Raw genomic sequence first — 25756 nt, 5'->3', positions numbered from 1 at the left:
AGGAGGTTATTTGTTTAGGAACTTGAATTATATAATTAATTTTTTAATATATGATAAATATAAGCTTAAGTAAAACTATTAAGATAAAATTTGATATAATCAATTAAAAAAGGATAAAAATGCTAACTCATTTAAATGAAAAAAATTTGCCAAAAATGGTCGATGTCGCTGATAAAGATATCACTAAACGCATTGCTATGGCAAGTGGGACTATTACAATGTCTAAAGAAGCCTACACAGCTATTAAAGAAAATACTGGTAAAAAAGGTCCTGTTTTACAAACTGCAGTAATAGCTGCTGTTATGGGGGCTAAACGCACTAGTGATTTAATCCCAATGTGCCACCCTCTTGCTTTAAATTCAGTCGATATCGATATAGAAGATATGGGGCATTTACCAGGATTTAGGCTTATTGCCAAAGTTGCAACTCAAGGCAAAACTGGAGTAGAGATGGAGGCTTTGACATCTGTAAGCATTGGACTACTTACCATATATGATATGATTAAAGCAATTGATAAATCAATGATAATTAGCAATATCGCTTTAGAATCAAAAAGTGGCGGCAAAAGTGGCGAATATAGGAGAAAAAATGGCTAAAATTTGCGATCTAAATGGCAAAAAACCAGATATCGTATATCCTACATTTTGGGAGTATAAGGTTATTTTTGATAGTAATGCTGATGAAAAAAACATAACTAAAGAGTGTGTAGGAGAGAGAAACCATAAAATAACTCCATCAAATAGCAGTAAAAATGGTAAATTTAAAAGCTTCAATCTAAGCGTGCTAGTAAGTAGTGATAGTGAGCGTTTAGAGCTATTTTCACTACTTAAAAAGTACTCTAAATTTGTATTATAACCTCTAGCCATTTGGCTAGGGGTTTTATTTTAACATCTCTTTAGCAATATTTGCTACATTTGTAGCACTAAATCCAAAATGCTTAAATAGCTCATCAGCTGGAGCAGAAGCGCCAAATGAACTCATTCCAAATACATTATCAGCAAATTTATACCACTCAAGTGCCGTTGCAGCCTCTACGGCTAAGATTTTTGTTTGTGGTGCAAATATGCGGTTAATATAGCTAGACTCTTGCTCACATAATAGATCAAAACACGGTGCAGATACCACATTTACACCAATATCAATACTTTCAAGTAAATTTGCCGCCTCAAGACACAATCCTACCTCACTACCACTAGCTACTAATGTAATTTGCGGATTTTGACTTTCTTTAATTAGATATGCGCCATTTGCTACACTACCAAATTTTGCTTCATCTAAAGGATTTAATCCTTGTCTTGAGCATACAAACGCACAAGGAGCATTTAAATTAAGCGCAACCTTCCAGCACTCCACATTTTCAGCACCATCAGCTGGGCGAAATGTATAGAAATTTGGCATTGCTCTAAATGTGCTAAGCTGTTCAATTGGCTCATGAGTTGGGCCATCTTCTCCCACGCCGATACTATCATGCGTCCATATAAAATAGTGCTTAAGCCCCATAAGAGCTGCAAGTCTAGCACCAGCCTTAAGATAATCACTAAATATAAAAAATGTCGCACTAAATGGAATAAAAATACCATATCTAGCATATGCATTACAGATTGCTGCCATCGCATGTTCTCTAATACCAAAATGTATATTTTTACCATTTGGATAATCACCAAAATCTTTTAACTCAGTTTTATTGCTTGGGCCAAGATCAGCACTACCACCGATAAATCCAGGTAGTGCCTTAGCAATAGCATTTAAAATCTTACCATTGCTATCTCTTGTAGCCATTTTTTGACCCTTTAGGGCTGGAAATTCAATCTTGCTAAAATCAGGATTTAATAAAGAGTGTAAAAGCTCTTTTTTCTCATCATCTAACTGGCTTACAAGCTTATCCCAAGTAGCATTAGCCAAGTCGCCTCTTTCTAGCGCAAGATTAAACCAAAACTTCACATCATCATCTATAAAAAAGCTTAAATTTGGATCAAAACCAGCTACTTCTTTAGCTTTTGCTATTACATCAGCACCAAGTGGAGCGCCGTGTGCATGATGGCTACCTTCTAGCTCGCCAGCACCTTTGGCTATTTTAGTTTTGGCTATTATTAGATATGGTTTGGTTTTATTTTTAGCCTCTTTTAGAGCAAATTCAATCTCATCATAGCTATGACCATCTATCTTAGCAACTTCAAATCCAGCTGCTTCAAATCTAACCTTAACATCTTCGGCCCAAGCTATATTAGTATTGCCTTCTATTGTGATCTCATTGCTATCATAAATTATTACAAGATTATCAAGATTATGCTTGCCAGCTAACGCACATGCCTCATAGCTAATCCCCTCTTGCAAATCACCATCTCCACATAGGCAATATACCTTATGATTGATAATATCGCTACCTAGTAAATTTTGAGCTGATTTTGCAGCCATAGCAAAACCAACTGCGTTTGCAACACCTTGACCAAGTGGCCCAGTAGCAATCTCTACCCCTGGAGTCTCAATCTCTGGATGGCCTGGCGTTTTAGAGTGGAGTTGGCGAAATGATTTTAAATCATCTATACTAACATCATACCCGCTAAGGTGTAAAAAACTATATACCAAACTACTAGCATGACCACCGCTAAAGACTAATCTATCACGATTTAACCAATTTGGATTTTTAGGATTATGGTTTAGATGAGTGCTTAAAACTGTAACTATATCAGCAAGCCCCATTGGCGCACCTGGATGACCTGAATTTGCCTTTTGCACCATATCAGCACATAAAAATCTTATTGTATCTGCTTGTTTTTTATACATTTTTATCCTTTTAGGTATTTGTTTATTAAGTTTGAAACCAACTCTTTTACATCTTGATTTTGAATTTGATTGATAATTTGCTTTTCTAGCTCATCTCTAGCTTCTATGGCTTTATCAACACCAAGTAAATTTGTAAATGAGTTTTTGGAACTATCATTATTTGTAGGTTTTCCAGCTTTATCGCTACTACTTGTAGCGTCTATTATATCATCGTGAATTTGAAATGCAAGACCTAGTTTTAAACCAGCCTTATATATATCATTTGACTCTTCATCGCTTGCACCAGCTACTATTGCACCAATTTGCATACTTGCAGCAATTAATGCGCCTGTTTTATGCAGATGTAAAAACTCAAGCTCATCTAAGCTTAATTTTTTATTTTCAAAATAGCAATCAATTGCTTGACCAATTATCATTCCATCAAGACCGCCATTTTTACTTAGCACTTGTATGCATTTTATAGCAATTTGTGGTGATAAATTTGAATTAGCCAACACTCCAAATGCCGCAGTATTTAGCGCATCTCCAGCTAAGATTGCAGTAACTTCATCATATTTTACATGCAAGGTTGGCACGCCACGGCGAAGATTAGCATTATCCATTGCTGGAAGATCATCGTGAATAAGCGAATATGTATGCAAAAGCTCCACAGCTAAAGCTGCTGCATATGGATCGCACGATGGATTAATGGCCCTTGCAGTGCCAATTACTAATTGAGCGCGAAAGTGCTTTCCTCCAGCTTTTAAAACCCAAGCAAGAGCTTCATTAAAATATGGATGAAAACTCTCTACGCTAGGTAAATTTGATTCTAGATACTCTAGAAAGTTCATCTATTTACTCGTACAAAAAACTGAAAATCATCTCTAGAAATTAGGTAGTAAGTTTGAGCATTTTTAGTTTTCATAATCTCATCTACATGAAGTGCATTTTTAACATTTACTCCATCTATTTGCATAATTTTATCGCCAACTTTTAAACCCAACTTACTAGCTTTTGAGTTTGCTTTTATGCTAGTTATTACCATATTTTTATTTATGTTTATACCAAATTCAGGTAAAAATTTTGGTTTTGGTGGGATTTTTTTGATCTCAGTAGTTTTATTATCATCAGGGATATTTTTTGCTGTGATATTTGACATCTTGATATCATAGTGCAAAATTTGCGAACCGCGAGCGATATCAAATTTAAGCACCGATCCTTTATCAGCAAACAATATCATCTCATTTATCTCTCTTAGACTAGTAGGCTTTTTGCCATTTACTGATAAAACCTCATCAGAACTTCTAAGCTCTTTTCCAGCACCAAATGGATTTGCGCTTAATACCTTAATAGTAGAGTTGCTCTCGGTAAATTTAACTCCAATATCACCATAATATACATCATCATAACGAGCAAAATGCTTTAGATATCTATTTGGGATAAACTTATTATCTCCAAGGCTAATACCAACCATAGAAGCACAATCACAAACCAACATTCCAGCTTTACCAGTATTAAAACTCAACTCATCAAATTGACCAAGCTCACTACCAAAACTCTTAATATGACCCATATTTACAATATTTTCTTCTAAAGTCATAACCCACATATCTTGTCTGCTATCAAGCTCATCTAGCATAAATGCCCCACGAAGAGTAAATCCAGGCTTAATAAGATATAGTCCAAGATATGGATCAAATTTGATATAATCTTTTTTATTTAATGGATTTTTCTTATCATATACAACAGCTGCATATTCGCCATTTAAAGCGATTGCAATATTATCTTTATAATTAAACTGCGACTCTCTCATCTTCTCATATATCGCAGCTCTATCAGCAATAGTAGGCTCTGGAGCAGCATATAGCAACGCACTTGCAGCAAAAATAATAGCCAAAATTCTAATCATCTCATACCTCCAAATCCACCAAGCAACGATGCAGCTGCACTTTGCTTCTCATCATTTGCTAATTTTATAGCATCATTTACAGCTGAGATTAACAAAATTTGCAAACTATCCTTATCTTCAAGCAAGGAATCATCTATGCAAATATCTAAAATTTCAGATTTACCATTAATTTTTACACTAATTAACCCACCGCCAGACTTGCTCTCAAACTCCTTTGCAGCGATTTGAGCTTCAAATTCATTTGCCTTTTGCTGAGCTTGAGCTAGCATTTCACCCATCTTTGAAAAATCAAAATCCTTAAACATATATCTACCTTCTAAATTTTGGCGATTATAGCAAAAGAGCCTTTAAAATTGGCTTTTTTAGTTATCTATTTTATTATTAGCATCTACATGAACGATAGTTGGTATAAATTTCTTAGCTTTTTTAATACTCATTGTAGCATAGCTTACAATGATAATTATATCTCCTATGCAAACTTTTCTAGCAGCTGCTCCATTTAGACAGATTTCGCCCTCTTTATCCCCTTTTATCACATATGTAGCAAATCTTTCACCATTATTTACATCTAAAATTTCAACTTTTTGAAACTCAAGCAAATTAGCAGCTTTCATTAATTTTTCATCTATTGTAATTGAGCCTACATAGTTTAAATTCGCATCCGTAACTGTAGCTCTGTGAATTTTACTAGCTAACATTTCTATTTTCATTATTTATCCTTTTTATTTAATATCTCTTTGACAACTTCTTGGTCGCTAAATGGATATTTTACTCCATTTATCTCTTGATAATCCTCATCGCCCTTACCTAAAATTAGCAAAATTTCGCCATTTTGTATATCTATTGCCTTTTTAATGGCCTCTTTACGATCGGTAATTTTAATGGTATTTGGCGGCATTTTAGAAGCGACTTGTTCTATTATTGAATTTGGATCTTCGCTACGAGGATTATCGCTTGTTACGATTGCAACCTTAGCATATTTTGCAACTATTTGACCCATTATAGGACGCTTGCTTTTATCCCTATCACCTCCAGCACCAAAAACCACAATCAGCTCACTTTCTTCTAGTGAGCTTAAGACCTTTTCAATCCCATCTGGAGTATGTGCAAAATCTACAATAATAGCTGGTTTATGAGATACTATTTCCATTCTACCAGCTACGCCTTTAAAGCCCTTAAGCCCATCGCATATAGATTGTAAATCCAAATTTAAAAGCTTTTTAGTAGCGCCAATTACTCCAAGCGCATTATATAGATTAAACTTACCGTGTAAATCAAGGCTTAAATTGGCCTCTTCGGTACTGTTTTTTATAGTAGCATTTATACCGCTTTTTAACTCAAAACTACTTGCGTAAATATCTCCGCTAAAAAGCGAGTATGTAAGCAAGTTTGTATTATTATAACTAATATTTAAATCATCACCATTTATAATTTTATTACATTCATCTAGTAAAAAGCTAGATTTTACTCTAGCGTACTCACTAAAACTTTTATGATAGTCTAGATGATCTTGGCTTAGATTTGTAAAAATCTTTAACTCAAACTCTAATCCCTCAATGCGATTTTGTGCTATAGCATGAGAGCTAACCTCCATAATAAAATACTCGCATCCACTCTCAACAGCTTGTTTTATATAACTTATAGTCTCTAGAATTTGACTTGTTGTCAATCCTTTTTTAGCTATTTGTCTATCATCTATAAATGAGCCACATGTCCCGCTAACTGCGCTTTTATGACCTAAATTTGATAGAGTATGAGCGAGTAAAAACGCAGTTGTAGTCTTTCCATTTGTGCCAGTAATTCCAATAATTTTTATACAATTTTTAAGCCCTAAAAGCTCCATAGCTTGCTTTGGACTAATTAAATTCGCACCACTATCTAAGGCATCATCGGCATATTTAGAATTTGAATTAGTTACTACAAAATAGCATCTAGACTCAACATCTTTAGAGTTATCAGTAATAAATGTATTATTTAAGGCTATTTTCATCTTTACCTCTAATCTTTTCTAGCATAAGCTCCATTCTCTCATCACCCATAAACATCTTAGCCGAACCCTCTAAATATTTTAATCCAATATCTAAAAATCCATGATCAACCAAAAAATTTACAAGCTCAAAAAGCTCATCTTTATGTGTAATTATAATTCTTGTAGAAAATAGTATGCTCTCAAAAAGAGTTCTAAAATCATTTTGATTTAATAAATTTTTAAAATCTGCATAGGTAATAGCATTTTGACTCTCTATCTCCATAGTGCTTTGCTGGACTGAGCTTTGCATAATATCTATAATCTCATTAATGCTTTGAGCGCTATCATCATTAGCTGGATCAAAATATATCTCAAATAGTGTAAGCGCATCGCTTGGGCTATCTTTTGCCATATCACAAAGCTCTATAAATGCCAGCAATTCATCGCTTGGAGTCTCATTAAATGCAATATTAAAGCTTATTTTTGCTAGATCAAATTTCCCCTGTTTAAATAGCTTGATTGCGATCTCTTTATAATCTTGCCCCATCTATTTCCTCTTAAAAGCATTATGCTATAACTTAGATTTTTTGGTTAATTATACACAAAATATAAAAAATTTAGTTTAAATAGCGTCTATTACTAAGCCCTATTTTAAGCATTATGCATATTAAATATTTAAATTATTACTTTGACAAAACCTATATGATATCTAAAGTTTGCAATATAATTTATAATTATTATTTAATTAGTCAAATTTAAATTTGCTAAATATAGGACTTTTGATTTAAATCTTTTGAATATCAAATTCTTGACCAATTGGAATATTTACTACTGTTAATTCTGGATGAATATCGTTGCGAATCTGCTTTTCAATCCCAAATTTAAGCGTCTGACCACTTGCAGCACAGCCGTTACAATGTCCTGTTAATTGCACATAAACAACTCCATTTTTAATCCCCAAAAGCTTCATACCGCCACCATCACGCTCAAGCATAGGCATTACAACTTTAAGACTTTCTAAAACTGGCTCATATAGCTCTTCATCGCTAAATGGTATCATTTTTATCCTTTTGTATTTTTAATAATTATATAGCAGTATAAAAAATTTAGATTAAATAGAGCCTATTTCTAGGCTCGAATTGTTAGAATTTATAAGCAGCTCCAAAGCTTGTGCTATATATTTTATCATCGCTATTTACATCAGCTCCTAGGTTTAGATTTATACTTAGATTTTTAGTTGCATTATATACAATTCCAGTATCAATTGCGAAATTTGTATGTTTTTTATCATTGCCTTGGATATTAAATCCAGCACTTGAACCTGCAAATGAGCTTCTAGTAAATCCTTCATCATTGATTAAATCTCTTTTGATTTTAGCATCTGCATAGATTGAAATTTCATCAAAGCTTTTAACCATCTCAAGACCTAGTTTAGCTTTTAAATTCTTAACTGTATTGCTTTGTACTTCTTGAAAGTCTGCTCCGGTTTCATCTTTTAGAGTGTAGTTTTGAGTTTTAGAATATAGATAGTCTGCTCCAATATATGGTTTAATACTTGCATTATCATTGATAGCAAATCTATAACCATAATCTAATCCTAAAGCAATATATGATGAGTCAAAATTAGATTGCAAGATTTTATTTATCCCAAATATATTTTGAGTATAGCTTAAATCATTTTTACCATAACCTCCAGCTATATTAAAGCCAAATTCATTATTATCTAAAAAATATCTAGAATAAAGACCAAGTTCATAGATATCGCTATCAAGCTCGATATTTTCAGTTTCTGAGTTTGTATATGAGAAGTAACCACCAATTAGCAAGTCATCTATCATTCTATCATAGCCTAAAATTGCGCCGTAGATTTTTGGATTTGTGCCATCTTTAAAGTCGCCTTTAGCACCTAGGGCATTTAGATAAAATGAGTTTTGATACGCAGCCATCTCATCAGCCATCATTGAAAGAAGCACACCACTGCTAGCATCAGCAAATTTTTGCCCCTCAAGAGATTCAATAAAATTTGCAAGTTGGCTCGCATTTGAGCGAGTTGTAACATTTGAAATTCTTTTGCTTACTTCATTTTTGGTAGCCAAGTTAAATGTATTTATCAAATTTGAAGTAGCAGTTATAGAATCTTGTGAGTTCTTTTGAATAGATTGAGCGGTTTTAGATATTGTTTTAGATATTGTTTGAGCAGCTTCTTGATTACCTTGTGCGGCTTGAGCAGCTAGCTTTATAACCTCAGTTGCTAATAAGCCATTGCCTTTAGCATCTTCTATAGCAAATAGTGATGTGATGATATCTAAATCTTGGGCGGTTAGATTTACACCTGTTGTTTGAGCAGACTTAGCTACAAAATCGATTTTTTCGTTAATTGGTTTGTTTTGCATATCATCAGACATTTAAATTTGAGCTAATAGCTTTTTGCTATCTTTACTTAAATTTAAAACAGCATCAATTATATTTTGATCATATTTTACTAAGCCCTCTTCATTTGCATCTTCATTATTTGGATCAAAATACATTGCATAGATATTTTCATCGGTTGCTTGATTTTCTATCGCTTCTTTACTCTCTAAAAATACTACTTGATTTAAATTTGATATATCGCCACTTGTTGCATAGACTCCAATCTCTGTGGTATCTTTTAAAGTTGTTTTACCATCAACTGTGATTTTAGGGACATTATCTGCACTCGCTCCATAATAGATTACACCATGGTTTTCAAAATCCCCTTTGACATTAATTTCTGAACCATTATCTAGTATAATTATACTTTTTTCAGCTTCATTTTTCATTGTAAAGCTATCATTAAACATCACCTTAGAACCATTTTGAACAACAAGAGCAGAGTCTTCAAAGTCAGCCACGCCGCCAACATCTAATGTGCTACCATTTTTAAGAAGCATAGCACTATCAAAAAGATTTAATTTATCTTTGAAATTTACAATTGAACTATTATTTAACTCTGTATCAGAATTACCAAAAGTTGCTTCACCTTCAACATTTAAATTTGATTTATCAATCTTAATACCACCATCATTTACAACAAATTCGCCATCTACAAATTCAATAGTACCAGAGTCATTTACGGTTAGTGTGGCATTAATTGTAGCATTTGAGTTATCTTTAACAATAAGATGCGCTCCATCATAAAATTCTGCATTATTATTAATCTCTAGTTTACTATTATTAACAACATATATTTTACTTTCATAACTTGCAAGATTTTCACTTCTAGATGGGTGCCTTTCAAAAATTGCATTTGAATTATTTTTAATGTTTATATCGGCTTGAACAAAGGATATAATATAAGATATTAGCTCTCCATTGTTATCTACATTAATAATTGCATCCGTGGCATCACCCATTATCCATTTTTCTTCACTGTTAATGTCGACAGACTGCAAGTGGCCAGTATCCATAGAAAGGCTAAGATCTATTTCTGGTATGTCATAGAAATCCTCAGCAACTAACTGCCCCCCCCAACAAGAATCGCACACGCAAGTGCGGATAACTTAATCTTTGCCAAATTACACTCCTTAATTTTAAAATATAGCTTAGATTATATCATAATTCACTAGCTTTATGGCTAAAGAGAATATATTAACCCAGCCTTAATACTAATGAATAGGCTGGGGATTTATGCAAAATTAGAATTATTGCTTAATTATTGTAATTCTACCATCTATTATTGGGGTTATTTTGGTTTTTTGGCTTTTGATATAGTCTATTACCACTTGACTAAGTAGCACTGAATTATCAAATATTTCTAAATTGCTAAATATATCTTTATAGCGTGGATCGCTATAAATCACATAGTCATTAGTCGCTAAATAGTAGGTGCGATTTATATCTATAGGAGCTGAATTTAACTTAAGATTTAAAAGTTTGCCATTTTTATTATCTTTTTCATACAAGATAGTATGAGAAACAGCCGAAGATACTTGCATAAATGATCCGCTTCCTTGTGGCACTTTAGCAACTGCATCAAAAAGCTCTAAAAGAGTTTTACCATCAATTTTTACCACATATATATTATTTTTATATGGCAATGCTGTAAGGATATCCTCTTTTTTTATCTCTCCTTTTGGTAGTCCAAAGCGTATACCTCCACCATTCATCATCGCAAAATCTACACTAATATTATGATCTTTGAGATATCCAACTATACTATCACAGACAAGATTGCCTATGGTGCTCTCTTGGTAGCGAGTTATATTGTTTTTAAATTCAAATTTATCGCTAGAGACGCCGATAACTTCGTTTAAGCTTTGGTTTGCCTCTTCTATATATGGATTTAATATTTTAGAAATTTTAGGATCGGCAACAAACTCTTGCTCTGTAATGGCTGTATCTTTCCATTGTATATCAACTAGTTTTTTATCTTTTATTATTAGCTTTGCCTTGCCTACATATTTACCCCACTCATTTGCTGAGACTATAGCGGTTTGATTAACATATAATGGAGTTTGAAATTTGGTATGAGAATGCCCATCTACGATAAGATCAATGCCGCTAGTAGCTTTGGCTAGCATTATAGATGTTATCTGCTCTGGTGATTCTTTATCTGAACCTAGATGAGTTAAAGCTATGATAATATCAGCTTTATAGGTATCTTTTAGAATTTTTATATATTTTTTAGCGCTACTTATCTCATTTTCAAATATTAATTCAGAGCCCGGAGATGAACTTGACTTAGTTTGTAAAGTAGTAATTCCAAAAACTCCAACCCTAAAACCATCAAAATCTCTAATTATAAAAGGATCTACAATTGGAGTTTTATTTTGATCTAATACATTGGCTGAGAGCCATTTAAATTTAGAATGTTTAATCTGTTTTAATAGCTTTTGATACCCACCATCAAATTCATGATTACCCAAAGTAACAGCATCATAACCTATAGCATTATATGCCTCTATATCAGGCAAAGCATCAAACATATCAGATACAACGCTACCAGTATTCATATCTCCAGCATCAAGGATTAAAAGATTAGGACTAGTAGATTTAACGCTATTAATATATGTTGAGCGTTGAGCTAACCCACCTTTAGAATTAATAGGCAAAATAGCACCATGATGGTCATTAGTATGCAAAATCACAAGCTCATGAGTCTTGCCTTTTTCAGATATGGCACACCCTATAAATAGTAGCGAGAGTAATAGAATTGTAAATATATTTTTCATTTATGACTCCATTGAATAATAAAGTAGCAAAATATTGATAAACTACATACTTTGCCGATTGTATCAAATTTAATTTTAATTTACTATAAAATATTTAAAACCTTAACTAGATATATTAAGCTGTTATTTTAGGCTATATTTTAACAAATAAACTATATATATTTAGGCTTTTTAAGATAGAGCTAAATAAGCTCTATCTTATTATTTAATCTCTACTATGGTAGAAGCTATGCTGATTAGATTATCTTGATTGATAAATTTATTACTAGCATATTCTGCTTTATATGTATCTTTATTAATTACATATATTAAAGATAAATTTCTAGTTTTAAAATTAAATGCTTTACTAATTAAATTTAAATAAAATAAATTTCTATATTATTAGAGAATATATTTGATTTTTTGTCGTTTAATTTTCTAAATTACTAGACTTTTGGGCTTAATCAATAATTGATAAACTTAGCTAAGCACAACCGTAGTGCTATATCAATTATATAAAAATAATAAGAAGTTCCAGCTATGCAATGATTTATCGCTAATATAGTAAAATATTTAGTATTTTATATAGGAAATTTAATAAATATAAAGAAGGTAATGTTAAACTAAATTTAAATGAAAATAGTGCTAGGATTGCTCCTAGCAAAATATTATTCAGAAACTAGCTCGATATAAGCCATTTCAGCAGCATCGCCTTTTCTAACGCGTGTTTTGATGATTCTAGTGTAGCCACCATTTCTATTTACATATTTTGGTGCAATTTCAGTTACTAGTTTATTAGTAGCTTCTTTATCTTGTAAATATGCAAATACATATTTATGAGCATTGAAGTCGCCTTTTCTAGCTCTTGTGATTAATTTCTCTACGTAGCTTCTTAGCTCTTTTGCTTTTGGCAGTGTAGTTTCAATTCTACCAGCCTTAACGATTGCAATCGTAAGGTTTTTAAGCAAAGCAGCACGGTGAGAGCTAGTGCGGCCTAGTTTTCTATATCCGTGATTATGTCTCATTATATTTCCTTCGCTTTTATGATTTTAACTCAGCTATCTTTTTTCTGAGCGATTCTTTGCTATCACCTAGCTTATTTTCACCAAATGGATAGCCAATTTCAGCCATTACAGCTTTAATCTCATCAAGAGATTTTTTACCTAGATTTTTAAGTTCTTTTAGCTCACTCTCTTCCATTAAAGCAAGTTCACCGATAAATTTAATCTCAGCTTTATCTAGGCAATTAAAGCTTCTAGCTGATAGATTTAAATTCTCAATGTTCTCTAGAAGTTTTGAATGCTCACTAGAGCCTTGAGATGATGTCATAGCCATATTTATATCTATATTTAAAATATTGTTAAATATAGCCATTTGCTTATACATAGCCTCGATTGAGTTTTTAAACGCTTCTAAAGGTGATACCTGACCATCTGTAGTTATAGTAAGAACAATTTTTTCATAGTCTGGATTATCTTCAACCAAAACATTTTCAATCTCATAGACCGCATGCTTAACAGGAGTAAAGAATGCATCAAGTGCAATATAGCCACTCTCTACGCTCTCTCTAATCTCTTCACTAGGCACATAGCCAATACCTTTTTCTATTACCAAAGAAAAAGTTAATTCAGCATCTTCATTGATCGTAGCTAGATATGATTCAGGATTTACTATCTCAACTATATCATTGCATAGATCTGCGCCTGTAATCTCTTTTGGTCCTTTAAAGCTATACTCTATAACTTCATGCTCTGAATCGTTTTTAAGCTTAAAACGTAAATTTTTAAGATTTATGATAAATAGCGTTACATCTTCTAGCATACCACGCATACTATCAAATTCGTGAGATACACCCTCGATTTTAACAGCAGTTGGAGCAAATCCAACTGTACTTGTATAAAGTAGTCTGCGAAGCGGATGAGCTAGAGTAACTGCATAACCAGTTTCAAACGGATATGCTACTATTTTAGCTACATTTTCACTTACTGGGATAACCTCTATATCAGTAGGCATGTAAGCTGATGTTGTTATCTTTCTCATCATACTATCCTTATTATTTAGAGTAAAGCTCGACTATATATCTTTCCTCAACTGGAATGATAACCTCTTCACGTTCTGGAATTCTAGTGAAAATTCCATATTTTTTATCTTTTTCTACATCAACCCAAGCTACCATACCTGTTTGATTAGTAAGTTCAATAGCGCGAACGATTTGTGGATTTTCTTTGCTTTTTTCAATAATTTCTATCTTTTCACCAGCTCTTACTCTGTATGATGGGATATCAACTCTTTTACCATTTACAAGGATATGACCGTGAGTTACTAGTTGTCTTGCAAATCTACGAGTAGATGCAAAACCCATTCTATAAACTACATTATCTAATCTTTGTTCTAGTAAAGAGATAAGAAGCGCACCAGTATTCCCTTCTCTTCTTGCAGCTTCGGCAAATAATCTTCTAAATTGCTTTTCGCTTACACCATACATAAATTTAGCTTTTTGTTTTTCTCTTAGTTGCAAACCATATTCGCTAATTTTTGCTTTTCTTTGTCCGTGTTGGCCTGGAGCGTATGGTCTTTTTTCTACTGCGCTCTTGCCAGCTAGTCTTCTTTCGCCCTTAAGTGCAAGAGATACACCTAGGCGTCTTTCTAATTTTTCAACTGGTCCTCTATATCTTGCCATTATAATTTCTCCTAAATTCTATCTACAATTACACGCGGCGGCGTTTTGGTGGTCTGCAGCCATTGTGAGCTAGTGGAGTTATATCTTTTAGATATAGCACCTTAATTCCTTCTACTGCACCGATACTTTTTACTGCTGTTTCTCTACCGCTACCTGGGCCTTGAACTTTGATACCAACTTCTTTAATGCCGTGTTCTTTAGCTTTTGATAGTGCATCTTCTACGGCTTGTTGAGCTGCATACGGAGTTGATTTTTTGCTACCTTTAAAGCCTAAACCACCCGCACTGCTCCATGCAATAGCATTGCCCATTTCATCAGTAACTGTAACCATTGTATTATTAAATGTAGCAGAGACATATACGATACCTCTAGCTATATTTTTTTTAACTACTTTTTTCTTAATTACTTTTCTTTTTGCCATATTTTATCCTTATTTAGTAGCAGCACCAACAGTTTTTCTTCTGCCTTTTCTTGTTCTTGCGTTAGTTTTTGTTTTTTGACCACGCACTGGCAGACCTTTTCTGTGTCTTAAGCCTCTAAAGCTACCTAAATCCATTAAAGCTTTGATATCCATAGCTACGCTTTTTCTTAGATCACCTTCAACCATATAGTTTTCTTGGATCTCTTTTCTTATAGCAGCAGCTTCATCTTCGCTAAGCTCGTAAACTCTCTTATCATAAGAGATACCTACAGCATCAAGAATTTTTCTTGAAGTATATAGACCTATACCATAGATATATGTAAGGCCATACTCAACTCTTTTTTTCTTTGGTAAATCAACACCTGCAATACGAGCCATACCTTATCCTTGTCTTTGTTTATGTTTTGGATTTTCGCAAATTACATGCACTATGCCTTTGCGTTTGACAATTTTACATTTGTCACACATCTTCTTTACAGAAGGACGAACTTTCATTTTAGTCTCCTAAAAATTTATTACCACTTTTACTAGACTGCACTTAGGTCTAAGAACACGCCTAAACCAACTATTTTCAAAACAGTGGCATGCTTTGAAAACACTTCTTTATCCAGTTTGGATGCAAAGCTCCGAATTGTATCTAAAATATACTTTAAAATTTATAAATTTGAATTTAAAAGCTAAAAATAATCAAAATAATTTTTAAATTTAACAGAGCCGTAGCCCTGTTGAAAACTTAAGAGTTTAAAAACTTCTCTAAATCCGCTTTTGGATCTTTGCCAATTAGCGATAAATTATATTTTTCTACTAAGAAATTTAGTATTTCGCTATTTAAAAATTGTGGCAAACTAGGTCCTATATGTATATTTTTTACACCCAAATATAAGAGCGCTACTAAGATTATTATAGCTTTTTGCTCCATCCACATTAGCACTATTGAAAGTGGTAAATCATTTATAGCAATTCCAGTAGCTTCGCTTAAAGCCATAGCTATTTTTACTCCACCATTACTATCATTGCACTGACCTAAATCTAAATATCTTGGGATATTTGTCCCTTCAATTAGACCAAAATCTATATCATTAAATCTGAATTTACCACAGCTTGAAGTTAATATCACGCAATCTTTTGGCACACTAAGAGCTAGCTCTCTATAATACTCTCTACCTTTGCCTGGTGCATCGCATCCTGCTATAACAAAAAATCTACGAATTTTACCACTTTTAATCGCTTCTAAAATCTCACCAGCCATAGGCAAAATAGCCTTATAGTGATGACCTGTGCTGATTACTTCATCACTATCAAAGCCTTTGACATCATCAAGCTCTAAAGCCTTATTAATTAGCGGAGTAAAATCATCACCATTAATATGAGCTATGCCTTTAGTACTTGCAATATCATATCCAAACAATCTATCGCTATATGTAGCACTTTTACGAAGTGGAACAATGCAGTTTGTAGTCATTAAGATAGCTCCACCAAATTTATTAAAAAGATCAGTTTGATCAAACCATGCCTTACCTAAATTTCCTTTTAAGTGTGGATACTTTTTAAGCTCTGGATAACCATGTGCTGGAAGCATTTCAGAGTGAGTATAGATATTAATTCCTTTATCTTTAGTCTGTTCTAGCAACTCTTTTAACGCATGAAGATTATGTCCGCTTACTAAAATAGCTTTGCCTTCTGCTTTGTTTTGACTGATTTTCACAGGAGCTGGAATACCAAATTTGTTAGTATGAGCATTGCTTAAAATATCCATAACTTCTACACCAGCCTTGCCTACTTTTAGTAGCTGTTCAATGTGCTGATCGAAATTGAAATTCATATTTGTAAGTGTAAAATATAGAGTTTGAGCCATTATATCATCTACATTTTTTGTATTGGCCCCTAATTCATTTGCATGATGGCGGTACGCACTTAAGCCCTTTAGGGCAAATATCATCATATCTTGTAGTCTTGCTAGCGTAGCATCTTTACCACAGGTTCCCATACTTTGCCCCTTAGAGCCACAGCCATCATTTGCACTCATCTCGCACTGATGACAAAACATCTCTAAATCCATAAAAATCCTTTAAAAATAAATTAAATTTAGATTTTATAGAATTTTTATATTTTTGTATGTAATCACTTCACATTTTTTAAAAAAATTTTACCTCTTAACAGAGTTAAAAATCCATTTTTTTCTAGCTGTTTAAGATTTTTAGATACGCTCTCTCTTGTTACGCCTAGATGATTTGCTATTTGCTGATGAGTAATATCTATGCTGCCATTTATAGCATTATTTTTGATAAATTCAACCAGCCTATCACGAAACGGTATAGTTTTACTTTTTGAAGCCACCTCTATACTCTTAGCAAATTGCTTAGCAAAAATAGTTAAAATATACTCACTAAGCTTAGGATATTTCTCCCTTAAACCTCTAAAAATATTATCTGGAATTGTAATAATTTCTAAATCACCGAGCGCTTGAAGATTTAACTCTAACTGAAGTGATTTTTGAGTGCAAATTTGGCATATTACCCACTCATCACCCTTTTCAAGGGTGAGAATTGTCTTTTCTTGACTGCCAAAAATAGTATAAACTCTAAGACGCCCAGAACCAATTATCAAAAGTCCATAATGACTCTTTGTAAGTAGCTCACCATCGTTAAATTTTCTAATTTGCAAAAATTCTTCTATTCTATCTAAATCCTGCGAAACTACACCAAGTCTTTTGAGTTTATCTTTTAAATCATTTATCATGCATTATTTATAACGATATGTGATTCTACCTTTATCTAAGCTATATGGAGTTAATTCTACCTTAACCCTGTCGCCTGGCATAATCTTGATATAGTGCATTCTCATCTTACCAGCTATATGGCATAAAATTATATGCTTATTATCAAGTTCTACTTTAAATGTAGCATTAGGTAAAGCCTCTACTACATTACCATCTATCTCTATTACATCATCTTTTGCCAAATTTATCTCCTTAAATAAACTCTTAAATTTAAATAAATTTCAATCAGCTACGCTAAGTATCTCAGCCCTACCATTTATTACAGCTACGCAGTGTTCATAGTGACTTGTTCGCAATCCATCTACGCTAGTAACTGTCCATTTGTCTGCTGCAATCTTTGGTGTTCCATCTTTTTGACAGATCATCGGCTCAATGCAAAACACCATACCATTTTTAATTTTTGGACCAGCTTTTGGAGTTGTTCCTTCTAAATAGTTTGGAATTTCAGGTTCTTCGTGAGGTCTGCGACCTATACCATGCCCACAAAATCCCCTTAAAGGCACATATCCGCGACCCAAGATAAACTGCTCAAGTTTATAACATAGCTCTTTAAAATGCATACCAACTTTAATTTCATCAATAGCATAATATAGAGCGTCTTTACTACAAGCTATGAGATCTTCATCGCTTTTTGAGATATTACCTACTGGATATGTTCTAGCACTATCGCCAAAAAAACCATTTAAATTTGAACCAATATCTACTGAAACTATATCACCATCTTGCAAAATATAGTTATTTGGAATCCCATGTATTACTACTTCATTTACGCTAATACAAGCAGTATTAGGAAATCCATAAAGCCCTTTAAACGCAGGTTTAGCTCCAGCAGCAATTATCATATCTTCGCAAATTTTATCAATTTCAAGTAGCGAAATTCCAGGCTGAATGATTGTGTGAAGATGATCTAAAGTAGCCGCGACTATTTTATTAGCCGCGCGCATACTATCTATCTCTTTTAAAGTTTTAATACCTATAGCCATATTATAGTCCAACTGCACTTAGAGTTTGATACTTGCTCATATATACTTGAGCTTCTATCTTTCTCATTGTATCAAGCGCTACTTGAACTACGATTAGCACAGATGTACCACCAAAATAAAATGGTACGCCCATAAATTTAACTAAAACCCAAGGCAGAGTCGAGATAAGACCTAAATATATAGAACCAGTTAATGTAAGCCTACTTGCTACTTCATTTAAGAAATTAGCTGTACTTTCACCAGGTCTAACACCAGGGATAAATCCACCTTGTCTTTTTAAATTTTCGCTTATATCTTTTGCATTAAATGTAATCGAAGCGTAAAAATATGCAAAAAATAGAATAAACAAAAATGTTAAAATATTAAAAAAGTAACTATTTGGATTTAAAAAATCATTGATAGCTACTATAAACTCATTTGTACTTGCCTGCAAAATTGTCCCAGGGAACATTAAAATAGCACTAGCAAAAATTGGTGGAATAACACCACTAAGATTTACTTTAATTGGAATATAGTTCATTATTCTCTTATTTTGATTTTGCATAACAGTCTTACGAGAATATGAAATTGGCACTCTTCTCTCGCCCATTTCTACATAAATTACCACGCCTACAGTAGCTAATATCACTAAAGCAATTGCGATAACTACTAAGAAATTTAACTCGCCAGTATTTACTAAATCAATCGTACCACCAATAGCACTTGGAATACCGCTTACTATACCAGCAAAAATGATAAGACTTATACCATTTCCAATGCCTCTTTGAGTAATTTGCTCACCTATCCACATAAGCAGCATTGTACCAGTTAGCATAGAAACACAGCTAATACCAATAAATAAATTCATATCTATCATTATAGCACTTGCACCGTCTCTACCAGTTAAACTTTGCAAGCCAATACTTACACCAATAGCTTGTATAACAGTGATTACTATAGTAGCATAGCGGATAATTTGCATATATTTTTGCATACCATCACGCTCTTTTTTCATTTTACCTAAATTTGGAAATGTAGCTGCCAAAAGCTCCATAATAATAGAAGCTGTAATATAAGGCATAATACCTAGTGAGATAATGCTTAAACGCTCAGCAGCGCCACCGCTAAACATATTAAACATACCAAGTGCATTTGAACTATTTGAAGTGAAAAATTCCCTAATAACATCAATATTTACACCAGGTACTGGCACATAAGCCAGCACCCGATAAGCAAACAAAAATCCAAGCGTAATTAATATCTTGTTGATTAATGCTCTGTTCATTAGTTATTTCCAGTTACCTTTATATTCTCATCTTTAATTTTAGAAGCTAAATCTTTAGCTCCAGCACCAATTAGTTTAACTTTTTTGATGCTATTTGAGAATTTATGTACTGTTTTAAGAGTATCTAGTGTGATCTCGCTTAACTCTTTAATAGCAGGGTTTTTGTCAATGCTAATTGCATATGGTTTTTCAAATTTAGAAGTAAAGCCTACTTTTGGTAGTCTTCTTTGAAGTGGTTGCTGACCGCCTTCAAAACCTCTTTTTTCATTATAACCTTTTCTAGCTGTTTGACCTTTACCACCTTTTGTAGCTGTTTTACCCCAGCCACTACCTTGTCCACGACCAATTCTTTTAGTATTGCGAGTTGAGCCTGCGGCTTTTTGTAAATTTTCTAATCCCATGCTCTCTCCTTAACCTTTTAGCATACTTAACGCTTTAATTGTAGCACGAACAACATTTGCAGAGTTGTTTGAACCAAGAGATTTAGTAAGTATGTTTTTAATACCTGCTAACTCTACAACTGGACGAGCGCCACCACCAGCGATAACTCCGGTACCTTCGCTAGCTGGTTTTAGTAGAATTCTACTTGCGTTGTATTTAACTTCGATATCGTGAGGAATAGTACTTCCTTTTAATTTAACTTCAACGATATTTTTAAACGCATCATCAGTTGCTTTTCTCATAGCATCTGGAACCTCTTTAGCTTTACCAAAACCAAAGCCTACGCGTCCTTTTTTATCACCTACAACAACAAGAGCTGTAAATCTAAATCTTCTACCGCCTTTAACAACCTTAGTAACGCGACCAATATCGACGATTACTTCTTCGAATTCTTCTCTATTATACTTTTCCATCAACAATCCTTGCGTTATAGCTTAATGCCATTTTCTCTTAGAGCTTCAGCAAATGCTGCAACTACACCATGATATAGATAGCCATTTCTATCAAATACCGCTTCTTTGATTCCAGCTTTATCTAGCTTGCTAGCAATATCTTTAGCTAATACTGCTGCGCCAGCTTTATTTGCTTTGATGCCTAGTTTTCTACCATCGCTAGCACAAAGTGTTGTAGCGTTGATATCTTCTATCGCTTGGACGTATAGAGTTCTATTAGATTTGAATATAGAAATTCTAGGGCAAGTTGGAGTACCGCTAATTTTAGCTCTAATTCTTCTTTTTCTCTTAATTCTTAGAGATAATTTTCTTTTTAATACGTTTGCTACCATTGCTTACCCTTATTTCTTAGATGTTTTACCGGCTTTACGGATTATGCGCTCTTCGACATATTTAACACCTTTGCCTTTATATGGCTCTGGCGGTCTAAAGCCTCTTACTTCAGCTGCTACTTGGCCAACTACTTGTTTATCGCTACCTTTAATAGTGATAATGTTTTTCTCAACGCTTACTTCAACACCTTCAGGAAGTTCGTAGTTAATAGGATGTGAAAAACCTAGAGCTAGTTCTAGTACTTTATCTTTTGCTGCAGCTTTATAACCAACACCATTAATCTCTAATTGTCTAGTAAATCCAGCTGTTAAGCCAATTACTATATTATTAGCTAACGCACGGTATGTACCCCAGTATGCTCTACTTTGTCTATCATCACCTTTGCTAGCAAATGTGATATTACCATCTTTAACTTCTACATTAACATTACCTTTAGTGTCTAATTCTTTAGTAGCATTGCCCTTTTTAAACACTAAAACTGAACCATTTAAACTAACATCTAAACCACTTGGAATAGATATTGGCTGTTTTCCAATTCTTGACATATTTTTCCTTTTTACTTGTCTAGGGTATTTCTACGCTGTGCGAATGGATACCCAATGCCATAAAAAGATTAGCCTTGAGTTTTAAATTTAAACTCAAAAGCCAATTCAACTATTACCAAACGCTGCAAAGTACTTCGCCGCCAACACCAGCTTTATGCGCTTCATCATTGCTTAAAACGCCCTTGCTAGTACTAACGATGATTGTTCCATAACCATTTTTGAATCTTTTAATTTCATCTTTACCTTGATAAACTCTTCTTCCTGGTTTTGAAACTCTTTTTAGCTCATTTATCACGCTTCTGCCACGCTCATCATATTTTAGAACTACATTAATGAATTTTTTATTATTCTCTTCAATTACATTATAGCTCTCGATATAACCTTTTTGCGCTAGAATTTTTAGAGTAGCCTCAACAACATTTGAGTGTAAAAGTTGAGTTGTATCTAATCTTCTCATAGCTGCATTTCTAATGCGTGTTAATCCATCTGAAATTAAATCATTTATCATATTGCTTCCCTTACCAACTTGCTTTTTTAAGACCTGGTATTAGTCCTTCGTTAGCCATTTTTCTTAGGCACACACGGCAAATTCCAAAATCTTTATAAACAGAGTGTGGGCGACCACAAATTTGACATCTAGTGTATCCACGCACGCTAAATTTAGGTTTGCGTGCTGCTTTTGCTATCATTGATTTTTTTGCCATATTACTTTCCTTTTGCAAATGGAATGCCAAATAGTTCAAGTAGTTTGAACGCTTGCTTGTCATCTGGTGCTGTTGTAACTATAGTTATATTCATACCATGTGTTCTTAGAATTTGATCATATACAACTTCTGGGAACATTAGTTGTTCATTTAAACCAAAGTTATAATTACCACGACCATCAAATCCATCTCTAGGAAGACCGCGGAAGTCTTTTACCCTAGGAAGTGCAACGCTGATTAGCTTATCTAAGAATGCATACATTTGCTCTTTTCTTAGAGTTACTTTGATACCTACTGGGAAGCCTTCACGTACTTTAAAACCAGCTACTGACTTTTTAGCATTTGTAACAACTGCTTTTTGACCAGCTATCAAAGATATAGTATCAGCCATATTTTGAAGCAATTTTTGATCTTTTGCTCCTTCGCCAGCACCAACGCTAATTACGATTTTTTCAATTGCTGGTATAAGCATAGGGTTTTTAATATCAAATTCTTTAACTAAAGCTGGTTTAATACTCTCTGCGTATTTAGTTTTTAATCTCATACTTAGCCCTCAACTTTGCTTACATTTGAAATATCAATAGGCATCTCTTTGCTTATAAAGCCACCATTAGGATTTTTTTCGCTTGGTTTTACAGCTTTTTTAGCAACTTTTACACCTTCTACTATTACTTGACCTTTTTTAGGAAGTACTGCTAAAACTTTAGCAACTTTACCTTTGTCATCGCCTGCGATTACTTTTACTTCATCGCCTTTTTTGATTTTATATTTTACTGCCATTATAGAACCTCCGGTGCAAGAGATACGATTTTCATAAAATTCGCATATCTTACTTCTCTACCCACTGGGCCAAATATACGAGTACCTACTGGTTCTCTTTTATTATCAAGAATAACAGCAGCATTTTCATCAAAACGGATTAAAGAACCATTGTCTCTTTGAACCTCTTTTTTTGTTCTTACAACTACTGCTTTTACTACCTGACCTTTTTTAATTTTGCCATTTGGTAGAGCTTTCTTAACTGAGCAAACGATAACATCGCCAAGGCTTGCATATCGTCTTTTGCTACCACCTAAAACTTTTATACACATTAGCTCTTTTGCGCCACTGTTATCTGCTACTGCTAGTCTTGTAAAACTTTGTATCATTATTCAACTCCTGTTTTCAAAACTGATTGTAAGCGGAAATTTTTTCTAGCGCTTAGCGGTCTGCACTCAACAGCTGATATAGTATCTCCAACTTTTAGTACATTTTTTTCATCATGGACTAGATACTTTTTAAAGCGTTTTACAAATTTGTGATATCTTGGGTGCATAACTCTTCTTTCAACTAATATAGTTGCAGTTTTATTCCCAGCTATCGCTACTACGACACCTTGAATTTCTCTTTTCATTTCTACTGCCATCATTTACCCCTTACTTCGCAGCGCTAATTGCAGTATTAATCCTAGCGATATCTTTTTTAGTTTCTCTGATCTCATTAGGGTTAGTTAGCTGCATAGTTTTTAGCTTTTGTCTAAGTGTAAATAAAAGCACCTTTTTCTCTTTTAATAAAGCGTTAAGTTCGCTTAAATTTTTTCCACTTATATCAGTATATTTCATTTTCGCTCTCTCTTGTTACAAACTTAGTTTTAAATGGTAGTTTGTGCATAGCCAATGTTAGAGCCTCTCTAGCAAGCTCTTCAGATACTCCAGCCATTTCGAAAATTATTCTACCAGGTTTGATATTCATTACCCACTCTTCAACGCCACCTTTACCTTTACCCATACGAGTTTCTAAAGGTTTTTTAGTAATAGGCTTATCTGGGAATACTCTAATCCAAGTTTTAGCTTGTCTTTTAACATGACGAGTATATGCTTGACGAGCTGACTCTATTTGGCGAGAGTTTATTCTGCCAGCTTCTACAGCTTTTAAACCGAATTCGCCAAGTGCTAGAGCTGTACCACGAGTTGCATAGCCACGATTGCGGCCTTTCATCATTTTACGATATTTCGTTCTTTTTGGTAATAACATTATTTACCCCTTCTAGCGCGTTTTGCTTTTTTAGGAGCTGTCTCTTCGCTCTTTTGCTCTTGGATACCTTTTTGAAGTACTTCACCTTTAAATATCCATACTTTTACACCTATGTTACCATAAGTTGTGTGAGCTTCAGCAAAACCATAATCTATTCTAGCTCTTAAAGTGTGTAGAGGTACACGGCCTTCTAGATACCACTCAGTTCTAGCCATTTCAGCACCACCTAAACGACCTGCTACGCTTACTTTAATACCTTTGGCACCAGCTTTTTGAGCACCTTGGATTACTTTTTTCATAGCACGGCGGAACGCCACACGACGCTCTAGTTGCATAGCAACATTTTCAGCTGCTAATTGAGCTGAGCTACCTGCTTTACGTTCTTCTTTAATGTTAATAGCTACATCTTTATTGACTAGTTTAGCAACTTCTAATCTTAAATTTTCTACTTCGCCACCTTTTTTACCGATGATAATACCAGGACGAGCAGCCACTACTGTTACTCTTAATTTTTTAGCTGTTCTTTCAACTAAAATTTGGCTAACACCAGCATAATATAGCTTAGCTTTTAGGAATTTTCTTATTTTATAGTCTTCGCCTATGTTTTCTGGAAGAGTTGCTTTTGATGGAAACCATCTAGACTCCCAGTTTCTATTTATACCTAGTCTAAGACCTATTGGATTAACTTTTTGTCCCATTTTATGCTTCCTTCTCTGTTTTTGCTGGTTTAGCTACTTCTACTAAGATATGACTAGTAGGTTTGCGAATTCTACTTGCGCTTCCTCTTGCTCTTGGGCGGAATCTTTTTAATACAGGACCTGCATCTACTCTACAACTTTTCACAACTACCTCTTCAGGCTCAAAACCGCCATTTGCAACAGCAGAACTGATTGCATTTGCGATATATTTTGCACCACGATTTGGCATAAAGCTAAGGCTTGCTAATGCTAATTCAGCATTCATACCTTGAACTTCATTAGCTATTAATCTAGCTTTTGTTGGAGATAGTCTGATGAATTTAATAATTGCTCTACTCATAACTTCCCCTTATTTACCGATTTTTTTCTGAACAGAGCCTTTGTGACCCTTAAATGTTCTTGTTGGTGCAAATTCGCCTAGCTTATAGCCTATATGGTTTTCTGTTACATATACAGGGATAAAGCTTTTGCCATTATGCACATTAAATGTCAAACCTATCATTTCAGGAGTGATTGTGCTTCTTCTTGACCAAGTTTTAATTGGTTTATTATCGTTAGCAGCTTTTGCAGCGATGACTTTTTTCATTACGTGGTCATCTACAAAAGGACCTTTTTTTAGCGATCTAGCCAT

Annotated in this window: 38 protein-coding genes and 1 pseudogene; 2 read left to right on the top strand and 37 right to left on the bottom strand. The window is 33.8% G+C overall.

Annotated features, from left to right (window positions below; genetic code table 11):
* The first annotated feature begins 119 nt into the window (after positions 1-119).
* Positions 120-596 carry a cyclic pyranopterin monophosphate synthase MoaC gene (moaC, locus tag CVIC12175_RS00435; RefSeq protein ID WP_086315738.1) on the top strand — a complete coding sequence of 159 codons (477 nt, stop codon included), beginning with the start codon at positions 120-122 and terminating at the stop codon, positions 594-596.
* A complete protein-coding gene (locus CVIC12175_RS00430) occupies positions 589-855 on the top strand; it encodes an HP0495 family protein (RefSeq protein ID WP_086315737.1) in 267 nt (88 codons plus the stop codon). Before moaC ends, CVIC12175_RS00430 begins: the two co-directional genes overlap by 8 nt.
* Positions 856-879: 24 nt before the next feature.
* Here the strand turns inward: CVIC12175_RS00430 and tkt are convergent, their stop codons facing one another.
* The 37 genes and pseudogenes from tkt to rpsS all read right to left on the bottom strand — a co-directional run bounded on the left by tkt (position 880) and on the right by rpsS (position 25756).
* On the bottom strand, positions 880-2784 hold the full coding sequence (gene tkt, locus CVIC12175_RS00425) for a transketolase (RefSeq protein ID WP_086302967.1): 1905 nt from the start codon (positions 2782-2784) through the stop codon (positions 880-882).
* Positions 2785-2786: 2 nt separating this feature from the next.
* Positions 2787-3614, bottom strand: a complete 828-nt coding sequence (locus CVIC12175_RS00420; protein ID WP_086302968.1) for a polyprenyl synthetase family protein — start codon at positions 3612-3614, stop codon at positions 2787-2789.
* Positions 3611-4672 carry a DUF7488 domain-containing protein gene (locus CVIC12175_RS00415; protein WP_086249189.1) on the bottom strand — a complete coding sequence of 354 codons (1062 nt, stop codon included), beginning with the start codon at positions 4670-4672 and terminating at the stop codon, positions 3611-3613. Before CVIC12175_RS00415 ends, CVIC12175_RS00420 begins: the two co-directional genes overlap by 4 nt.
* Positions 4669-4977, bottom strand: a complete 309-nt coding sequence (locus tag CVIC12175_RS00410; protein ID WP_086247618.1) for a YbaB/EbfC family nucleoid-associated protein — start codon at positions 4975-4977, stop codon at positions 4669-4671. Before CVIC12175_RS00410 ends, CVIC12175_RS00415 begins: the two co-directional genes overlap by 4 nt.
* A gap of 57 nt (positions 4978-5034) precedes the next feature.
* Positions 5035-5382, bottom strand: a complete 348-nt coding sequence (gene panD / locus CVIC12175_RS00405) for an aspartate 1-decarboxylase (RefSeq protein ID WP_086249191.1) — start codon at positions 5380-5382, stop codon at positions 5035-5037.
* Positions 5382-6662 carry a UDP-N-acetylmuramoyl-L-alanyl-D-glutamate--2,6-diaminopimelate ligase gene (locus CVIC12175_RS00400; RefSeq protein WP_086302970.1) on the bottom strand — a complete coding sequence of 427 codons (1281 nt, stop codon included), beginning with the start codon at positions 6660-6662 and terminating at the stop codon, positions 5382-5384. The genes panD and CVIC12175_RS00400 overlap by 1 nt, the downstream gene beginning before the upstream one ends.
* Positions 6643-7188 carry a hypothetical protein gene (locus CVIC12175_RS00395; RefSeq protein WP_086247621.1) on the bottom strand — a complete coding sequence of 182 codons (546 nt, stop codon included), beginning with the start codon at positions 7186-7188 and terminating at the stop codon, positions 6643-6645. The genes CVIC12175_RS00400 and CVIC12175_RS00395 overlap by 20 nt, the downstream gene beginning before the upstream one ends.
* 237 nt (positions 7189-7425) lie before the next feature.
* Positions 7426-7701: a NifU family protein gene (locus CVIC12175_RS00390; protein WP_086254744.1), complete on the bottom strand. Its 276-nt coding sequence runs from the start codon at positions 7699-7701 to the stop codon at positions 7426-7428.
* Positions 7702-7783: 82 nt separating this feature from the next.
* A complete protein-coding gene (locus tag CVIC12175_RS00385; protein ID WP_180383857.1) occupies positions 7784-9034 on the bottom strand; it encodes an autotransporter outer membrane beta-barrel domain-containing protein in 1251 nt (416 codons plus the stop codon).
* Between the two features lie 12 nt (positions 9035-9046).
* Positions 9047-10015 (bottom strand): hypothetical protein, encoded by a 969-nt coding sequence (locus CVIC12175_RS00380; protein WP_086302971.1) that lies wholly within the window; start codon positions 10013-10015, stop codon positions 9047-9049.
* Positions 10016-10303: 288 nt separating this feature from the next.
* Complete coding sequence (locus CVIC12175_RS00375) at positions 10304-11833, bottom strand: bifunctional metallophosphatase/5'-nucleotidase (protein WP_086256358.1); 1530 nt, start codon at positions 11831-11833, stop codon at positions 10304-10306.
* A 647-nt stretch (positions 11834-12480) separates the two neighbouring features.
* Positions 12481-12837, bottom strand: coding sequence for a 50S ribosomal protein L17 (gene rplQ, locus CVIC12175_RS00370; protein ID WP_086247626.1), 357 nt, complete (start codon positions 12835-12837; stop codon positions 12481-12483).
* Between the two features lie 16 nt (positions 12838-12853).
* The gene (locus tag CVIC12175_RS00365; protein WP_086256359.1) at positions 12854-13852 is read right to left on the bottom strand and encodes a DNA-directed RNA polymerase subunit alpha; all 999 of its coding nucleotides are present in this window, start codon (positions 13850-13852) and stop codon (positions 12854-12856) included.
* Positions 13853-13865: 13 nt separating this feature from the next.
* Entirely contained in the window at positions 13866-14492 is a 627-nt protein-coding gene (rpsD, locus tag CVIC12175_RS00360) for a 30S ribosomal protein S4 (protein WP_086247628.1), read from the bottom strand.
* Between the two features lie 28 nt (positions 14493-14520).
* Positions 14521-14913 (bottom strand): 30S ribosomal protein S11, encoded by a 393-nt coding sequence (gene rpsK / locus CVIC12175_RS00355; RefSeq protein ID WP_086247629.1) that lies wholly within the window; start codon positions 14911-14913, stop codon positions 14521-14523.
* A gap of 9 nt (positions 14914-14922) precedes the next feature.
* Complete coding sequence (gene rpsM / locus CVIC12175_RS00350; protein ID WP_086247630.1) at positions 14923-15291, bottom strand: 30S ribosomal protein S13; 369 nt, start codon at positions 15289-15291, stop codon at positions 14923-14925.
* A 3-nt stretch (positions 15292-15294) separates the two neighbouring features.
* The gene (rpmJ, locus tag CVIC12175_RS00345; RefSeq protein WP_002848032.1) at positions 15295-15408 is read right to left on the bottom strand and encodes a 50S ribosomal protein L36; all 114 of its coding nucleotides are present in this window, start codon (positions 15406-15408) and stop codon (positions 15295-15297) included.
* Between the two features lie 238 nt (positions 15409-15646).
* Positions 15647-16972 (bottom strand): hydroxylamine reductase, encoded by a 1326-nt coding sequence (gene hcp / locus CVIC12175_RS00340; RefSeq protein WP_086256360.1) that lies wholly within the window; start codon positions 16970-16972, stop codon positions 15647-15649.
* 62 nt (positions 16973-17034) lie between these two features.
* Positions 17035-17652 (bottom strand): Crp/Fnr family transcriptional regulator, encoded by a 618-nt coding sequence (locus CVIC12175_RS00335; protein ID WP_086302973.1) that lies wholly within the window; start codon positions 17650-17652, stop codon positions 17035-17037.
* 3 nt (positions 17653-17655) lie between these two features.
* Complete coding sequence (infA, locus tag CVIC12175_RS00330; RefSeq protein ID WP_002848031.1) at positions 17656-17874, bottom strand: translation initiation factor IF-1; 219 nt, start codon at positions 17872-17874, stop codon at positions 17656-17658.
* 39 nt (positions 17875-17913) lie between these two features.
* Positions 17914-18675, bottom strand: a complete 762-nt coding sequence (gene map / locus CVIC12175_RS00325) for a type I methionyl aminopeptidase (RefSeq protein ID WP_086256362.1) — start codon at positions 18673-18675, stop codon at positions 17914-17916.
* A 1-nt stretch (position 18676) separates the two neighbouring features.
* Entirely contained in the window at positions 18677-19939 is a 1263-nt protein-coding gene (gene secY, locus CVIC12175_RS00320; protein WP_086254748.1) for a preprotein translocase subunit SecY, read from the bottom strand.
* Positions 19939-20340 carry a 50S ribosomal protein L15 gene (gene rplO, locus CVIC12175_RS00315; protein WP_086249201.1) on the bottom strand — a complete coding sequence of 134 codons (402 nt, stop codon included), beginning with the start codon at positions 20338-20340 and terminating at the stop codon, positions 19939-19941. Before rplO ends, secY begins: the two co-directional genes overlap by 1 nt.
* A gap of 9 nt (positions 20341-20349) precedes the next feature.
* Positions 20350-20793, bottom strand: coding sequence for a 30S ribosomal protein S5 (gene rpsE / locus CVIC12175_RS00310; protein ID WP_086247636.1), 444 nt, complete (start codon positions 20791-20793; stop codon positions 20350-20352).
* Positions 20794-20807: 14 nt separating this feature from the next.
* The gene (gene rplR / locus CVIC12175_RS00305; RefSeq protein ID WP_086247637.1) at positions 20808-21164 is read right to left on the bottom strand and encodes a 50S ribosomal protein L18; all 357 of its coding nucleotides are present in this window, start codon (positions 21162-21164) and stop codon (positions 20808-20810) included.
* 9 nt (positions 21165-21173) lie between these two features.
* On the bottom strand, positions 21174-21710 hold the full coding sequence (gene rplF, locus CVIC12175_RS00300; protein WP_086257158.1) for a 50S ribosomal protein L6: 537 nt from the start codon (positions 21708-21710) through the stop codon (positions 21174-21176).
* A 112-nt stretch (positions 21711-21822) separates the two neighbouring features.
* A complete protein-coding gene (gene rpsH / locus CVIC12175_RS00295) occupies positions 21823-22218 on the bottom strand; it encodes a 30S ribosomal protein S8 (protein WP_086247639.1) in 396 nt (131 codons plus the stop codon).
* A gap of 10 nt (positions 22219-22228) precedes the next feature.
* Positions 22229-22414 (bottom strand): type Z 30S ribosomal protein S14, encoded by a 186-nt coding sequence (locus CVIC12175_RS00290; RefSeq protein ID WP_038452543.1) that lies wholly within the window; start codon positions 22412-22414, stop codon positions 22229-22231.
* A gap of 1 nt (position 22415) precedes the next feature.
* A complete protein-coding gene (gene rplE, locus CVIC12175_RS00285) occupies positions 22416-22958 on the bottom strand; it encodes a 50S ribosomal protein L5 (protein ID WP_086247640.1) in 543 nt (180 codons plus the stop codon).
* Positions 22959-22960: 2 nt separating this feature from the next.
* The gene (gene rplX / locus CVIC12175_RS00280) at positions 22961-23194 is read right to left on the bottom strand and encodes a 50S ribosomal protein L24 (RefSeq protein WP_086225395.1); all 234 of its coding nucleotides are present in this window, start codon (positions 23192-23194) and stop codon (positions 22961-22963) included.
* Positions 23194-23562, bottom strand: a complete 369-nt coding sequence (rplN, locus tag CVIC12175_RS00275; protein WP_086225394.1) for a 50S ribosomal protein L14 — start codon at positions 23560-23562, stop codon at positions 23194-23196. Before rplN ends, rplX begins: the two co-directional genes overlap by 1 nt.
* Complete coding sequence (gene rpsQ / locus CVIC12175_RS00270; protein ID WP_407932392.1) at positions 23562-23807, bottom strand: 30S ribosomal protein S17; 246 nt, start codon at positions 23805-23807, stop codon at positions 23562-23564. The genes rplN and rpsQ overlap by 1 nt, the downstream gene beginning before the upstream one ends.
* Positions 23808-23829: 22 nt before the next feature.
* Complete coding sequence (rpmC, locus tag CVIC12175_RS00265; protein WP_086247642.1) at positions 23830-24015, bottom strand: 50S ribosomal protein L29; 186 nt, start codon at positions 24013-24015, stop codon at positions 23830-23832.
* Positions 24002-24427, bottom strand: coding sequence for a 50S ribosomal protein L16 (gene rplP / locus CVIC12175_RS00260; protein WP_086225391.1), 426 nt, complete (start codon positions 24425-24427; stop codon positions 24002-24004). The genes rpmC and rplP overlap by 14 nt, the downstream gene beginning before the upstream one ends.
* Complete coding sequence (rpsC, locus tag CVIC12175_RS00255; protein ID WP_086241536.1) at positions 24427-25125, bottom strand: 30S ribosomal protein S3; 699 nt, start codon at positions 25123-25125, stop codon at positions 24427-24429. Before rpsC ends, rplP begins: the two co-directional genes overlap by 1 nt.
* Before the next feature lie 7 nt (positions 25126-25132).
* Positions 25133-25465 (bottom strand): annotated as a pseudogene (gene rplV, locus CVIC12175_RS00250) (50S ribosomal protein L22); the annotation flags it as partial.
* Positions 25466-25474: 9 nt separating this feature from the next.
* On the bottom strand, positions 25475-25756 hold the full coding sequence (rpsS, locus tag CVIC12175_RS00245; protein ID WP_063997500.1) for a 30S ribosomal protein S19: 282 nt from the start codon (positions 25754-25756) through the stop codon (positions 25475-25477).

The organism is Campylobacter vicugnae (genome assembly GCF_002139875.1).
Classification (GTDB): Bacteria; Campylobacterota; Campylobacteria; order Campylobacterales; family Campylobacteraceae; genus Campylobacter; species Campylobacter vicugnae.
This window is presented reverse-complemented; position numbering and strand designations above follow the sequence as displayed.